Annotated in this window: 13 protein-coding genes; 9 read left to right on the top strand and 4 right to left on the bottom strand. The window is 56.3% G+C overall.

Annotated features, from left to right (window positions below):
- Positions 1-13 precede the first annotated feature (13 nt).
- Positions 14-973, bottom strand: a complete 960-nt coding sequence (fepB, locus tag H7R56_RS17405; protein WP_106924727.1) for a Fe2+-enterobactin ABC transporter substrate-binding protein — start codon at positions 971-973, stop codon at positions 14-16.
- Positions 974-1,206: 233 nt separating this feature from the next.
- On the opposite strand from fepB, the gene entC reads away from it, so the two are divergent.
- The 8 genes from entC (at position 1,207) to H7R56_RS17365 (ending at position 9,943) form a co-directional block, all read left to right on the top strand.
- Positions 1,207-2,388 (top strand): isochorismate synthase EntC, encoded by a 1,182-nt coding sequence (gene entC / locus H7R56_RS17400; RefSeq protein ID WP_106924726.1) that lies wholly within the window; start codon positions 1,207-1,209, stop codon positions 2,386-2,388.
- A gap of 9 nt (positions 2,389-2,397) precedes the next feature.
- Entirely contained in the window at positions 2,398-4,008 is a 1,611-nt protein-coding gene (entE, locus tag H7R56_RS17395) for a (2,3-dihydroxybenzoyl)adenylate synthase EntE (protein WP_182928316.1), read from the top strand.
- A gap of 13 nt (positions 4,009-4,021) precedes the next feature.
- The gene (locus H7R56_RS17390) at positions 4,022-4,879 is read left to right on the top strand and encodes an isochorismatase (protein WP_106924724.1); all 858 of its coding nucleotides are present in this window, start codon (positions 4,022-4,024) and stop codon (positions 4,877-4,879) included.
- Positions 4,876-5,631, top strand: coding sequence for a 2,3-dihydro-2,3-dihydroxybenzoate dehydrogenase EntA (gene entA, locus H7R56_RS17385; RefSeq protein ID WP_106924723.1), 756 nt, complete (start codon positions 4,876-4,878; stop codon positions 5,629-5,631). The genes H7R56_RS17390 and entA overlap by 4 nt, the downstream gene beginning before the upstream one ends.
- Position 5,632: 1 nt before the next feature.
- The gene (entH, locus tag H7R56_RS17380) at positions 5,633-6,046 is read left to right on the top strand and encodes a proofreading thioesterase EntH (RefSeq protein WP_106924722.1); all 414 of its coding nucleotides are present in this window, start codon (positions 5,633-5,635) and stop codon (positions 6,044-6,046) included.
- 284 nt (positions 6,047-6,330) lie between these two features.
- Positions 6,331-8,436, top strand: coding sequence for a pyruvate/proton symporter CstA (gene cstA / locus H7R56_RS17375; protein ID WP_106924721.1), 2,106 nt, complete (start codon positions 6,331-6,333; stop codon positions 8,434-8,436).
- A gap of 59 nt (positions 8,437-8,495) precedes the next feature.
- Entirely contained in the window at positions 8,496-8,693 is a 198-nt protein-coding gene (locus H7R56_RS17370) for a YbdD/YjiX family protein (RefSeq protein ID WP_052284779.1), read from the top strand.
- An 89-nt stretch (positions 8,694-8,782) separates the two neighbouring features.
- A complete protein-coding gene (locus H7R56_RS17365; protein WP_106924720.1) occupies positions 8,783-9,943 on the top strand; it encodes a pyridoxal phosphate-dependent aminotransferase in 1,161 nt (386 codons plus the stop codon).
- Here H7R56_RS17365 and H7R56_RS17360 read toward each other — a convergent pair whose 3' ends face one another.
- The 3 genes from H7R56_RS17360 to citR all read right to left on the bottom strand — a co-directional run bounded on the left by H7R56_RS17360 (position 9,944) and on the right by citR (position 12,819).
- Positions 9,944-10,570, bottom strand: a complete 627-nt coding sequence (locus H7R56_RS17360; protein ID WP_106924719.1) for an IbrB-like domain-containing protein — start codon at positions 10,568-10,570, stop codon at positions 9,944-9,946.
- Positions 10,555-11,778 carry a phosphoadenosine phosphosulfate reductase gene (locus tag H7R56_RS17355; RefSeq protein ID WP_106924718.1) on the bottom strand — a complete coding sequence of 408 codons (1,224 nt, stop codon included), beginning with the start codon at positions 11,776-11,778 and terminating at the stop codon, positions 10,555-10,557. Before H7R56_RS17355 ends, H7R56_RS17360 begins: the two co-directional genes overlap by 16 nt.
- Positions 11,779-11,928: 150 nt before the next feature.
- Positions 11,929-12,819 (bottom strand): DNA-binding transcriptional repressor CitR, encoded by an 891-nt coding sequence (citR, locus tag H7R56_RS17350; protein WP_106924717.1) that lies wholly within the window; start codon positions 12,817-12,819, stop codon positions 11,929-11,931.
- Between the two features lie 698 nt (positions 12,820-13,517).
- Between citR and ahpC the strand changes: the two genes are divergently transcribed.
- Entirely contained in the window at positions 13,518-14,081 is a 564-nt protein-coding gene (ahpC, locus tag H7R56_RS17345; protein ID WP_106924716.1) for an alkyl hydroperoxide reductase subunit C, read from the top strand.
- Positions 14,082-14,212 lie beyond the last annotated feature (131 nt).

Here is a 14,212-nt window from a genome sequence, read left to right as displayed (position 1 = left end):
GTGCCGGATGGCGCTAGCCAAACAATGCCGACAGCCTCGCCAGCACCTGCGTTGCGCTGTAGTAGTCGAGACGGAACGTCTCGGTGCCCAGCGCGTAAACGTGCTTGTTTTTCACCGCTGGAAGATGCGCCAGCAGCGGGTTGGCGTAAATCGCGTCAGCGTCTTTCTGGTCACCGGCGAACAGGAACAGGCTGTTGCCGTTCAGACCGGTTGCCAGACTTTCACCGCCAAGCTGGATGATGTCATGACGTTTGCCCTGGCTTTGGCTAGCGTGCAGGCCTTCCGGCAGCGTGGCGAGCGTAAAGCCGAGCTGGGAGAGGAACTGCCCCTGCGCGGACTCGCTGGTCCACAGGTTGGCGCTATGCGCGGCGGCGGTATAGACCAGCGCGCTCACCGGTTGCGGTGGCAGCTTCATCTGCTGTTTTACCGTTGCCAGCTGCTTATCAAACTCGGCAATACGTGCGGTAGCCTGTTTTTCCTGTCCGGTAATGCCGCCGAGCTGCGTCAGCAGCGCCTGCCAGCTTTTATCGTCGTAGTTGATGATAAGCGTGGGGGCGATGGCGGAGAGCTGGTCATACAGTGCCAGCGCCGAATCACCGCCGGTGGCGCTAATCAGGATCAGATCCGGCATTTGTGCAGCGACCGCTTCCGCGCTGGGTTCGCCGATATAAAGGCGAGTGACGTTGCGCGCTTTCGCCACATCTCCCCACTGGCGCAGGAACCCCTGGGCGTCGGCCACGCGGTTGTTCGGCGTGGTGGCGCCGCTGGCGATCACCGGCGCGTCAATGGCCAGCAGCGAACCGGTGAGGGTTACGCTGGTCGAGACAATGCGCGTCGGTTTGTGTTCCAGCGTGTGTACGCCGCGGCTGTCGGTAATCTGGCGCGGCCAGTCGGCGGCCTGGGCTGAGGATAATCCTAAAACGCTGAGGCCAGCGATCAGCGCAGCGGCACGCCACAAAGCGGAAAAATTCACAGATAAGCATCCTGATGTTAGTTAGTTAATGCTTCTCATTTTCAACTATTGTCCGGTGAAGATGCAAGCGCGACCTCTGCAAGCGCAGGTGACCGTGGCCAGGAGGGGCGATATCTATTCAGCACAAGTTGCTGGTTTGCCCTGTTGACATAAGAAGTGTTTACTCTTAGGTTACCGAACCGAAATATAAATGATAATTATTCGTAATGTCTTTATCGTTTTTGGAGAATGATATGGAAACGTCACTGGCTGTGGATGAACAGGAACAGCAGCATCAGGCTACGATCGCGGCCGATAGCTTTTTCTTTATGTCGCCGTTTCGCAGTTTTACAACCTCGGGCTGTTTTCAGCGTTTCACCTGCCCGGCAGAAGGGGGCGACGCGCCTGATAGCGCTTTCCAGCAAGAGCTCGCTGCGGCATTTGCTGCGGCAAAAGCTGCGGGTATTGCCAACCCGGTGATGGTGGGGGCGATCCCGTTTGATACCCGCCAGCCTTCTGCGCTGTTTATCCCTGAACGCAGTGAGACGTTCTCACGTACGGCAAAGCAGCGTACCTCGCGGTATCACGTTTCCCGCGAACCGACGGGCGTCGCTTCACGTCAGGCGATACCGGAACATCCTGTTTTTCTCGATATGGTCGCCCGTGCCGCGGCGCTGACGGCGACGCCGCAGGTTGATAAAGTGGTGCTCTCCCGCCTGATTGATATTGAAGCCGAACAGCCGCTGGACAGCGGCGTGCTGCTGGAGCGTCTGGTGGCGCAGAATCCGGCGAGCTTCAACTTCCACGTGCCGCTGCCGGACGGCGGCGTGCTGCTGGGCGCAAGCCCGGAACTGTTGCTGCGTAAAGACGGCGACCTGTTTAGCTCGCTGCCGCTGGCGGGCTCGGCGCGTCGTCAGCCGGACGACCTGCTGGATCGCGAGGCGGGTAACCGGCTGCTGGCTTCAGAAAAAGATCGCCACGAGCATGAGCTGGTCACCCAGTCGATGCAAAAAACGCTGGCACCGCGCAGCCTCCAACTGACCTTGCCGCAGACGCCGCAGCTGATTACCACGCCAACGCTATGGCATCTGGCCACGCCGATTGAAGGGCAGGCAAAAGCGGCGGAAAACGCGCTGACGCTGGCCTGTCTGCTGCACCCAACGCCGGCGCTGAGCGGCTTCCCGCACGAGGCGGCCAAACAGGTGATCGCCGAGCTGGAACCCTTCGACCGCGACCTCTTCGGCGGCATCGTCGGCTGGTGCGATGCCGAAGGCAACGGCGAGTGGGTGGTCACCATCCGCTGCGCACGAGTGAAGGCTAACCGCGTGCGTCTGTTTGCCGGGGCGGGCATTGTGCCCGCGTCGTCGCCGGAATCCGAATGGCGTGAAACCGGCGTCAAACTTTCCACCATGCTGAATGTTTTCGGCCTGCATTAAGGAACCAGAATGACCGTAGAATTTACCCGCTGGCCGGACGCGCTTGCGGCGCGTTATCGCGAAAAGGGCTACTGGCAGGATCTGCTGTTAACCGAGATGGTGACGCGCCATGCGCAGAGCGACGCCATTGCGGTGATCGACGGCGAACGCCAGATTAGCTACCGCGAGCTGAACCAGTCTATTGATAATCTGGCCGCCATGCTGCAAAGCAAAGGGCTTAAGCGCGGTGAGACGGCGCTGGTGCAGTTGGGGAATATCGCCGAATTCTATATCACGCTGTTTGCGCTGCTGAAGATTGGCGTGGCGCCGGTGAATGCGCTATTCAGCCATCAGCGTAGCGAGCTGAACGCCTATGCCGAGCAGATTGCGCCCGCCGTGCTGATTGCCGATCGGGGCCACGCGCTGTTCGGCGACGATACCTTCCTGAATACCTTTTGCGAACAGCACCGTTCGCTGCGCGTGGTGCTGCTGCGCGGCGGCGAAGGCGAACATGCGCTGGAGGCGGCGCTGTCCCGTCCGGCGGTCGATTTTACGCCGACGCCGACGGCTGCCGACGAAGTGGCCTTCTTCCAGCTTTCGGGCGGCAGTACCGGCACGCCGAAGCTGATCCCGCGTACCCACAACGATTATTACTACAGCATTCGCCGCAGTAATGAAATTTGCCATTTTAATCCGCAGACGCGCTACCTCTGCGCCATTCCGTCGGCGCACAACTACGCAATGAGCTCGCCGGGCGCGCTGGGCGTGTTTCTTGCGCAGGGCACCGTGGTGCTGGCAGCAGATCCGAGCGCCACGCAGTGCTTCCCGCTGATTGAGCAACATCAGGTCAACGTCGCCGCGCTGGTGCCGCCGGCGGTAAGCCTGTGGCTGCAGGCGATTGCCGAAGGGAGTGGCAACGCTCAGCTGCGATCGCTGACGCTGCTGCAGGTGGGCGGTGCGCGTCTCTCTGCGACGTTAGCGGCGCGGATTCCGGCGGAGATAGGCTGCCAGCTTCAGCAGGTGTTTGGCATGGCGGAAGGGCTGGTGAACTACACCCGTCTGGACGATACGCCGGAAAAAATTCTCAATACTCAGGGCTACCCGATGTGCCCGGACGATGAGGTGTGGGTGGCTGATGAAGAGGGTAACCCGCTGCCGCGCGGTGAAGTCGGGCGGTTGATGACCCGCGGGCCGTATACCTTCCGCGGCTACTACAAAAGCCCGCAGCATAACGCCAGCGCCTTTGACGCCGAGGGTTTTTACTGTTCCGGCGATCTGATTTCTATCGACGAAGACGGCTACATCACCGTGCAGGGTCGCGAGAAAGATCAGATCAACCGCGGTGGCGAGAAGATTGCTGCCGAAGAGATTGAAAACCTGCTGTTGCGTCACGAGGCCGTGGTGCACGCGGCGCTGGTGAGCATGGAAGATAGCCTGCTCGGTGAGAAAAGCTGCGCCTACCTGGTGGTCAATGCGCCGCTACGCGCGGTGCAGGTGCGTCGCTTCCTGCGGGAACAGGGCGTTGCCGAATTCAAACTGCCGGACCGCGTGGAGTGTGTTGAGCAACTGCCGCTGACCCACGTCGGCAAAGTCGATAAAAAACAATTACGTCAGTGGCTGGCTAGCCGCTCGCTGGCCTGAAGGAGAGAACATCATGGCAATTCCAAAACTGCAGGGCTACGCGCTGCCGACCGCAATGGACATTCCGGAAAACAAGGTGAACTGGGCGTTTGAACCGGCGCGCGCGGCACTGCTGATTCATGATATGCAGGAATATTTCCTCAACTTTTGGGGCGAAGACAGTGAGATGATGGACACGGTAGTGGCCAACATCGCCGCGCTGCGTGATTTCTGCAAGAAAAACGGGATTCCGGTTTACTACACCGCGCAGCCTAAAGCGCAGAGTGATGAAGACCGTGCTCTGCTGAATGACATGTGGGGGCCGGGCCTGACCCGTTCGCCGGAGCAGCAGCGGGTGATTGCCGCACTGGCACCGGACGATGAGGATACCGTGCTGGTGAAATGGCGCTACAGCGCTTTCCACCGCTCGCCGCTGGAGCAGATGCTCAAAGAGACCGGTCGTAACCAGCTGATTATCACCGGCGTATACGCGCATATCGGCTGCATGACCACCGCCACGGATGCTTTTATGCGCGACATTAAGCCGTTCTTCGTTGCCGACGCGCTGGCGGATTTCAGCCGTGATGAGCATTTAATGTCGCTGAAATACGTTGCCGGCCGCAGCGGTCGCGTGGTGATGACTGACGAACTGCTGCCGTCTGTTCCTGCCAGCAAAGAAGCGCTGCGCGCGTTGGTGCTGCCGCTGCTGGATGAATCTGACGAACCGTTCGATGATGACAACCTGATTGATTACGGCCTGGATTCCGTGCGCATGATGGCGCTGGCGGCACGCTGGCGTAAAGTGCACGGTGATATTGATTTCGTCATGCTGGCGAAAAATCCGAGCATTGATGCCTGGTGGGCTTTGTTGTCCCGTGAGGTGAGATCATGAGTGATTTCGATTTTCGCGGACAAACCGTGTGGGTGACCGGCGCAGGGAAAGGGATCGGCTATGCGACGGCGCTGGCGTTTGCTGAGGCGGGGGCGCAGGTGACGGGCTTTGATTTGGCCTTTGACGGCGGCGACTACCCGTTTTCGACAGAAATTCTTGACGTTGCCGATGCACAGCAGGTTGCGCAGGTGTGTGAACGACTGCTGGCGACAACCGAGCGCCTGGACGTGCTGGTGAACGCGGCGGGCATTTTACGCATGGGCACGACCGATGCGCTGAGCCTGGCCGACTGGCAGCAAACCTTTGCCGTTAACGTCGGCGGCGCGTTTAACCTGTTTCAGCAGACGATGGCGCAGTTCCGTCGCCAGCAGGGCGGAGCGATTGTGACCGTGGCGTCGGACGCTGCCCACACGCCGCGTATCGGCATGAGCGCCTATGGGGCATCTAAGGCGGCGTTGAAAAGCCTGGCGCTGAGCGTCGGGCTGGAGCTGGCCAGCGCTGGAGTCCGTTGCAATCTTGTCTCGCCGGGGTCGACCGACACCGATATGCAGCGCGCAATGTGGGTCAGCGACGATGCCGAGCAGCAGCGTATTCGCGGTTTTGCCGAGCAGTTCAAGTTGGGGATCCCGCTGGGCAAAATTGCCCGGCCGCAGGAGATTGCCGCGACGATTCTGTTCCTGGCTTCCCGCAGCGCTAGCCATATCACGCTGCAGGACATTGTGGTCGACGGCGGCTCAACGCTGGGGGCGTAACATGATCTGGAAACGGCATTTAACGCTCGATGAACTGAATGCGACCAGTGAGAATACCATGGTGGCGCATTTAGGCATTGTCTATACCCATATTGGCGACGATAGCCTGGAAGCGGTGATGCCGGTAGACGGCCGCACGCATCAGCCGTTCGGGCTGCTTCACGGCGGCGCCTCTGCCGCGCTGGCGGAGACGCTGGGCTCAATGGCCGGATATCTGATGACCCGCGAGGGACAGTGTGTGGTGGGAACCGAGCTGAATGCGTCGCACCACCGACCGGTGTCGCAAGGGCAGGTGCGGGCGGTCTGTCAGCCGCTGCATCTGGGGCGTCAGAGCCAGAGCTGGGAAATTGTCGTTTTTGACGAGCAGGGGCGGCGCTGCTGTACCTGCCGGTTAGGGACGGCGGTGCTCGGTTAGGTTTCGGTAGCCGAATAAGGCGTAGGCCGGATAAGCGCAGCGCCCTCCGGCATGGTGCGGTACATTGCCGGAGGGCGCTGCGCTTATCCGGCCTGTATACCTGCGTTCATCTCACTTTCACTCCCCGTTTCTCATCCGTTTTTCTGACTTAAGTGATCCCGTTAACAATGTGATGTAAATGTCAGGTTCCCTTTCTGGTCATATCAGTTTCAAGGATGTTAAATCAAAGGTGTTGCTATGGACACAAAATGTAACATCCTCTGCTACTGATACGGAAAATAACGATGAACAATTCAGGGAAATACCTTATATGGGCATTGCTCTCCATTGTTGGAGCCTTTGCTCTGGGCTATATCGCCCTCAACCGTGGTGAACAGATAAACGCGCTGTGGATAGTGGTTGCCGCAGTCTGTGTTTACCTGATTGCCTACCGCTTTTATGGCCTGTATATCGCCAAAAACGTCCTGCAGGTTGACCCAACCCGCATGACGCCTGCCGTGCGTCACAACGACGGCCTTGACTATGTGCCGACCGATAAGAAAGTCCTGTTCGGTCACCACTTTGCGGCGATTGCCGGTGCGGGCCCGCTGGTTGGGCCGGTGCTGGCAGCGCAGATGGGCTATCTGCCGGGGATGATCTGGCTGTTGGCTGGGGTCGTGCTGGCCGGGGCGGTACAGGACTTTATGGTACTGTTCGTCTCGACGCGCCGTGACGGCCGTTCGCTGGGCGAACTGGTGAAAGAAGAAATGGGGCCGACTGCGGGCGTGATTGCGCTGATTGCCACGTTTATGATCATGGTGATCATTCTGGCGGTACTGGCGATGATCGTGGTGAAAGCATTGACCCACAGCCCATGGGGTACTTACACCGTGGCGTTTACCATTCCGCTGGCCCTGTTTATGGGGATTTATATTCGCTATCTGCGCCCAGGGCGTATTGGCGAGGTGTCGGTTATTGGTCTGGTGCTGCTGGTGTTTGCGATTGTCTCCGGCGGCTGGGTTGCCGCCAGCGAAACGTGGGCGCCGTGGTTTGACTATACCGGCGTGCAGTTGACCTGGATGCTGGTGGGCTATGGCTTTGTGGCCTCGGTGCTGCCGGTATGGCTGCTGCTGGCGCCGCGTGACTACCTTTCTACCTTCTTAAAAATTGGTACCATCGTCGGGCTGGCGATCGGCATCCTCATTATGCGTCCAACGCTGACCATGCCAGCGCTGACCAAATTTATCGACGGCACCGGCCCGGTGTGGACCGGCGACCTGTTCCCGTTCCTGTTTATCACCATTGCCTGTGGCGCGGTGTCGGGTTTCCACGCGCTGATTGCTTCCGGCACAACGCCGAAAATGCTGGCGAACGAAGGCCAGGCCTGCTTTATCGGCTATGGCGGCATGTTGATGGAATCTTTTGTCGCCATTATGGCGCTGGTGGCCGCCTGTATTATTGACCCGGGCGTATACTTTGCAATGAACAGCCCAATGGCCATGCTGGCGCCAGCCGGAACCGCCGACGTGGTGGCTTCGGCCGCGCAGGTTGTCAGTTCGTGGGGCTTCTCGGTGACGCCGGATCTGCTGCACCAGATTGCCAACGAAGTGGGCGAGCAGTCGATTATCTCCCGTGCGGGCGGCGCGCCGACTCTGGCGGTGGGGATGGCCTACATCCTCCATGGCGCGCTGGGCGGGCTGATGGATGTGGCGTTCTGGTATCACTTCGCGATTCTGTTCGAAGCGCTGTTTATCCTGACGGCGGTCGACGCCGGGACCCGTGCGGCACGCTTTATGCTGCAGGATCTGCTGGGGGTCATTAACCCGGGGCTCAAACGCACCGATTCGCTGCCGGCGAACCTGCTGGCAACGGCGCTGTGCGTGCTGGCCTGGGGCTACTTCCTCCACCAGGGCGTGGTCGATCCGCTGGGTGGTATTAACACTCTGTGGCCGCTGTTTGGTATTGCCAACCAGATGCTGGCAGGGATGGCGCTGATGCTCTGTGCGGTGGTACTGTTCAAGATGAAACGTCAGCGCTATGCGTGGGTTGCCCTGGTGCCGACGTCCTGGCTGCTGGTGTGCACGCTGGTGGCCGGCTGGCAGAAATCGTTCAGCGACGATAACCGCGTGGGCTTCCTGGCGATTGCCAATAAGTTCCAGGCGATGATCGACAGCGGTAACATCCCGCCGCAGTACACCGAGTCGCAGCTGGCGCAGCTGGTGTTTAACAACCGTCTGGATGCTGGCCTGACCATGTTCTTTATGGTGGTGGTGGTCGTGCTGGCGCTGTTCTCTATCAAAACCGCGCTGGCGGCGTTGAAAGAGGATAAACCGACGGCAAAAGAGACGCCGTATGAGCCGATGCCGGCGGATGCGGAGAACCTGATCGCGCAGGCGAAACGCGCGCATTAATCTGAAATCTTGCCCGGCCGAGCGCAGCGACGCCGGGCAAACGTAACAGGAGCACAGCGATGTTTGATACGCTCTCAAAAGCCGGGAAATACCTTGGCCAGGCCGCAAAAATGATGATTGGCGTGCCGGACTATGACAACTATGTTGAGCATATGCGCATTAACCACCCGGACCAGACGCCGATGACCTATGAAGCGTTTTTCCGCGACCGTCAGGATGCCCGCTATGGCGGCAAGGGCGGGGCCAAGTGCTGTTGATCGTTTTAGACATCTAAACGTCTCGATTGCTAAGTCTGCTCGCCATGTTATAGTGATTTAACATTGGCGCTACGCGTGGCAGATAACAAATGAAGACAACGCAACTCATCCCCCAAAGTAAGCTTCCCAATCTCGGCACCACCATTTTCACTCAGATGAGCGCTCTGGCGCAGCAGCATCAGGCGATTAATCTATCCCAGGGATTCCCCGATTTTGACGGCCCATCCTATCTTCAGCAGCGGCTGGCGCACCATGTCGCGAGCGGCGCGAATCAGTATGCGCCGATGACCGGTGCGCAGGCCCTGCGCGAGGCGATTGCCGAGAAAACGGCGGCGCTGTATGGGTATTTACCGGACGTTAACGGCGAGATTACGGTGACCGCCGGCGCCACCGAAGCGCTGTACGCCGCCATTACCGCGCTGGTGCGCGAGGGGGATGAGGTTATCTGCTTTGACCCCAGCTACGACAGCTATGCCCCTGCGGTGGCGCTGTCCGGTGGCGTGGTGAAGCGTATTGCCCTGCACCCGCCGCACTTTCGCGTTGACTGGCAGGCGTTCACCGCATTGCTCAGCGATAAAACGCGGCTGGTTATCCTCAATACGCCGCATAATCCTTCCGCTACCGTCTGGCAGAGCGCTGATTTTATCGCGTTGTGGCAGGCGATTGCCGAACGGGAAATTTACGTACTGAGCGACGAAGTGTATGAACATATCTGCTTTGCTGAGGCGGGGCACGCCAGCGTATTGGCGCATCCACAGCTTCGCGAGCGGGCGGTGGCCGTGTCGTCGTTTGGTAAAACCTATCACATGACCGGCTGGAAGGTCGGTTACTGCATCGCGCCTGCGGCCATCAGCGCCGAGCTGCGCAAGGTGCACCAGTATCTGACGTTTGCGGTGAATACCCCGGCACAGCTCGCGCTGGCGGATATGCTGCGCGCGGAGCCGGAGCACTATCGTGAACTGCCGACGTTCTACCGGGCGCGGCGTGACCGATTTGTTGAGGCGCTTGGGCAGAGCCGTTTGACGCTGCTGCCCTGTGAGGGGACCTATTTTCTGCTGGCGGACTACAGTGCGATTTCAGATATGGACGATGTGAGTTTCTGCCGCTGGCTGACGAGCGAAGTCGGCGTGGCGGCGATTCCGCTGTCGGTGTTCTGCGATGCGCCGTTTCCGCATAAGCTGATTCGTCTGTGCTTTGCTAAGCAGGAAGCGACTTTACTGGCTGCCGCTGAGCGCCTTTGCCGTCTGTAATTATTTCACCGTCCAGGCCTGTGAGAACTGGCGATTACCGAACATTTCACACAGGCCATTAATCTGCTTAAGACGCAGAATTTCGTCGGCATCCATACCCAGCTCCTGGCCCATTTTTTCATCGCTCCAGCCAAGATGGCTCAGTTCGCGCACGATATCTGACATCGCGCTAATCTGGTGACGACCGCGTGCGCGGTTGTGGCGCACGGTAGCGGCCATGCGTGAAGGGAGCGAGTCGTCGCGTTTATCCAACTGGGTTATTGGCAGGTAGCCGTGGAAGCGTTTTTTCAGTGCCGCTCTGGACTGCGACAGCATATGGCGATGGAAGCCGTCGACGATTTCGTAACGGTGGGCCTGTTTCTCAATGACCACAATCGGCTGGGTAAAACCGTCTGCCTCCAGCGACTTGGTTAACAGACGTTTTTCCTGCGGCGCCATATTGTTTGGGTTGTAATCATTTGGCGTGACCTGCGCTTCCTTTACCCACAGTACGCAGTCAATCGGCTGATCTTTGAATGGGCTTTCATCGTGCAATGCCTGACGAAATTGGTTAATGGCCTCAATTTTTTCATCCGACGTAAGGTGCTGCAGATACTCATGCAGCTGGTCGATTAGTTTTTGTCGCATAAGATTCCCCATTGCTGACGCTTTTGTTCCATGCGCGCGCGATAGCGCTGATAGTGATTGGCTTTGGTGGGGCTGAATGACAGCATGCGGCACCAGTAATCATTGTTTAACAACACCTTACAAATCCGTCGCCACGACGGGATATCTTTTGAACCGAGATCTTTTTCCTGCTCGTCTGGAATGTCTTCCCAGCCCTGTTTTTGGTACCAGTGCAGGTAGACGGCGATTTTGTTGCGATAATGGTCGGCGGTGGATTCCGGCATGCTGCTCAGCAGGAAATGGGCGTAGCTGCGCCAGCTGTGGTTTCCCGGTTTTTCGAGCTTACGGTGACCGTAAAACTGATTGTCCTGCCCGGCATACATGCCGCCGCTGTGTACACCGCTGACCCGCTGACACATATCCGCCCAGCGATCCGGTTCCAGTACGTGATACAGCCATAGCCCTTGACGCTGCTCCGGGCCAAACGGTTCGCAGATGCGCATATAGCGTAGCGGGACGCCCGCTTGATACATCAGGTCGTAGAGCGGGTTGTAGGGCTGTTGGGTGCGGGCGAACCATGTCCAGATATCGGCGGTTTTCCAGTCGTATATCGGGTAGACGTACCAGGCGTGGTTGCCGGGTGCGATGGTGGTCCAGGGTTTGTCATCGGCAAAACGGCGTTTGCGCTGCGAGGCAATAGTCAAAAAGCGGTTATAGGATTCGTCTGCGCGGATCCCGACCAGCACCGCCGCCGGGCGCTGTCGGGAAAACCACTCGGCAAATTTCTGGACGAACCGTTCAAAGGTCATGCCCGTCTCGTAAAAAGAAAAGAAGGCGGGGTCGGTAATGGCATCCTGCGGCGGCTGCCGGACCCATTTGATGCCCGGCTCCCAGCATTGCCATTCAGGGGTAAATTGGGTGAGTGAATTTTGCGTGGTGAGCGGTAAGGCAACCCAGTAAAAACAATCGATAACATCCTGGTATTGTTCGCGTAATTTTTCGCAGTGGCTGATGGTATAGGAAAATTGTGCTTCCCAGTCTATAAACAGAATACTGATTTTCTTCCCTATTGCTCGCGCGGCCTGCGCGGTTAAATGCAGCATCACCGTTGAATCTTTACCGCCAGAAAATGAGACGCAAACGCGGGAAAAATTAGTTAATGTCCAGACGATGCGTTCCTGAGCCGCATCCAGTACCGATTGCGTTAACGGGAGTTTGACCATGGGCATACTCTGGCCATCCTTGATCGAGAGTTCAACTAAACATGGATGATATAATACAATAGAGTTAAGTCAGCTTGTTAAATAAAATGCTACCAACTTCTGTTTTGTCAGCGTTAATTTTACTTTGTGCTTATTTATATTTTTATTATGTCTGATTTAAATCGCATTTATTATTTTGGTGAATATTTCACTGTGCAATACTGAGCGGTTGTATACTTTATAAATCGTGATTTTAGGCAGTTCGACCGAAAGCGTAATGCGCTTAAGCGCTAAGGTATCTTTAAAGACATTAAACATAGTCAGAGGCAACAGGCCGATCAGATCCGTGTGATGAATGGTGCTGATAATGGCCGTGAGCGATGACGAGCGAAAAGCGCACCGACGTTCCATGAGAAAGTTTTCGCTAGCATACTGGTACTGTTTAATTCCGCTATCCTGAGTGTCATAAAAGGTGAAACTTTCATTGAGCACTTCGTCAATCGAAGCAAAATCGCCAAGTCGGGGGTGATCGTTACGGCTGACCAGTACCGTCGGAATCTCAATAAAGGGCTCGCATACCAACGCCCGGTTGCTGAGCGGGGAGGTGGTAAACACGATATCGGCTTTGCGATAGGTTAATAAATTTTCGACATTGTCATTGGCTCCCGAAAAATCATGGTATTCGACGTTCAGATTGGGTTCACGTAATAACTGACCGATCATCACGGTAAATTTTTCGGAGAAATAGACCTGCGGGCCATAAATAATAAATCGCTTATCCAGCGTGGAATTTTCCATCATGTTAATTGTTTGCTCTATCTGATTCAGGTTCTCAGACAGATGATGATGCAGATTCACCGCGACGGTTGTGGGGGTGATCCCTTTGCCGGCACGGACAAAGAGCGGATCGTTTAGCTGCGTTCGCAGGCGTTGCAGAGACTGACTGACGGCGGAGGGCGTAATAAAGAGCGTTTCGGCGGCTTTACTGATGCTGAGGTGCTGGTATATACACTCAAAAATAACCAGTAAATTGAGGTCAAATCGTTTTAAATCATAAAGATTAGCCATAGTTTATCCTTTTATATTGGGAGGTATATTCATTTACCTCTGAAACCACAATCCATGTGTTCGTAAAACTTAAAAATGCCTAAATCCATGCTTAATATATATCAGACTCTCTATATTATCTACTGCAAAACAAGAAAGGTAAAAAATGAATGGACGTTATGGGTAAATGATTATTCATAAAACGAATATTAAATTAATATAGAAGAGTGAATATGAATAATTTGTCGGTCCTTTCATCTCGTGATGGGGGCCAGGGACGCTCCTTGAGATACGGTGCCGGTAAAGTTCGGTTTAGCATGTAAAACCTCTGTAAAATCAGTGTGTCGTTGAGTTGCAACGAGATAACCTATCACAACCATAGATAAGACCGACGTTGTGCAGATTGCCCCGAATGAAAGGGGATGATGTAATCAGGAGGCTGTTACAGCCTTTGTTAAGGTTATGTAGAGCGCAACACGCAAGCCAGCATCGCTGGCGCTGAGCTCACCCGCGGGTGACTCAGGTAATCGGGCCGCCTCTGTTGCGGCCTTTTTACGTCTGGGGATGGGCGATTTGTGCGTATCCTCGATACTGGTTCACAAAGCTGTCTTGTTCCGGTTGTTAGATAACGCTTATTGATTTGATAATGTAAACGCATTGGTCGAATCAGGAAAAGTTCGTTAACTTAGACCTCAACGAAAACACGGAGGAAGTACTCGATGTCATTAATTAATACTAAAATCAAACCTTTCAAAAACCAGGCGTTCAAAAACGGTGAATTCGTAGAAGTGACCGAGAAAGATACCGAAGGCCGCTGGAGCGTGTTCTTCTTCTATCCGGCTGACTTCACTTTCGTTTGCCCGACCGAACTGGGCGACGTTGCTGACCATTACGAAGAACTGCAGAAGCTGGGCGTAGACGTGTACTCCGTTTCTACCGATACCCACTTCACCCATAAAGCATGGCACAGCAGCTCTGAGACTATCGCCAAAATCAAATATGCGATGATCGGCGACCCGACTGGCGCCCTGACCCGTAACTTCGACAACATGCGTGAAGATGAAGGCCTGGCCGACCGTGCGACCTTCGTTGTTGACCCACAGGGTATCATTCAGGCTATCGAAGTTACCGCTGAAGGTATCGGCCGTGACGCATCTGACCTGCTGCGTAAAATCAAAGCCGCTCAGTATGTTGCTTCCCACCCAGGTGAAGTGTGCCCGGCTAAATGGAAAGAAGGTGAAGCCACTCTGGCGCCATCTTTAGACCTGGTAGGCAAAATCTAAGTCGTCTGCCCGGCGGCACGGCACCGGCCTACAGCCTGTAGGCCGGATAAACGCAGCACCGTCCGGCATCCCACAGGCGCACCTCTGCGCCTGTTTTATTCCAGCATCATGATGCAAGTTGCTTACAGAGG

Origin of the sequence: Klebsiella sp. WP3-W18-ESBL-02 (assembly GCF_014168815.1) — a bacterium.
Taxonomy (GTDB): domain Bacteria; phylum Pseudomonadota; class Gammaproteobacteria; order Enterobacterales; family Enterobacteriaceae; genus Kluyvera; species Kluyvera ascorbata_B.
This window is presented reverse-complemented; position numbering and strand designations above follow the sequence as displayed.

Bases quoted from the DNA above. Each gene is read 5' to 3' on its own strand.
- H7R56_RS17390 (WP_106924724.1), top strand. From the start codon at position 4,022: ATGGCAATTCCAAAACTGCAGGGCTACGCGCTGCCGACCGCAATGGAC.
- entC (WP_106924726.1), top strand. From the start codon at position 1,207: ATGGAAACGTCACTGGCTGTGGATGAACAGGAACAGCAGCATCAGGCT.
- H7R56_RS17355 (WP_106924718.1), bottom strand. From the start codon at position 11,778: ATGCCCATGGTCAAACTCCCGTTAACGCAATCGGTACTGGATGCGGCT.
- H7R56_RS17360 (WP_106924719.1), bottom strand. From the start codon at position 10,570: ATGCGACAAAAACTAATCGACCAGCTGCATGAGTATCTGCAGCACCTT.
- entE (WP_182928316.1), top strand. From the start codon at position 2,398: ATGACCGTAGAATTTACCCGCTGGCCGGACGCGCTTGCGGCGCGTTAT.
- citR (WP_106924717.1), bottom strand. From the start codon at position 12,819: ATGGCTAATCTTTATGATTTAAAACGATTTGACCTCAATTTACTGGTT.
- H7R56_RS17365 (WP_106924720.1), top strand. From the start codon at position 8,783: ATGAAGACAACGCAACTCATCCCCCAAAGTAAGCTTCCCAATCTCGGC.
- entA (WP_106924723.1), top strand. From the start codon at position 4,876: ATGAGTGATTTCGATTTTCGCGGACAAACCGTGTGGGTGACCGGCGCA.
- ahpC (WP_106924716.1), top strand. From the start codon at position 13,518: ATGTCATTAATTAATACTAAAATCAAACCTTTCAAAAACCAGGCGTTC.
- cstA (WP_106924721.1), top strand. From the start codon at position 6,331: ATGAACAATTCAGGGAAATACCTTATATGGGCATTGCTCTCCATTGTT.
- H7R56_RS17370 (WP_052284779.1), top strand. From the start codon at position 8,496: ATGTTTGATACGCTCTCAAAAGCCGGGAAATACCTTGGCCAGGCCGCA.
- entH (WP_106924722.1), top strand. From the start codon at position 5,633: ATGATCTGGAAACGGCATTTAACGCTCGATGAACTGAATGCGACCAGT.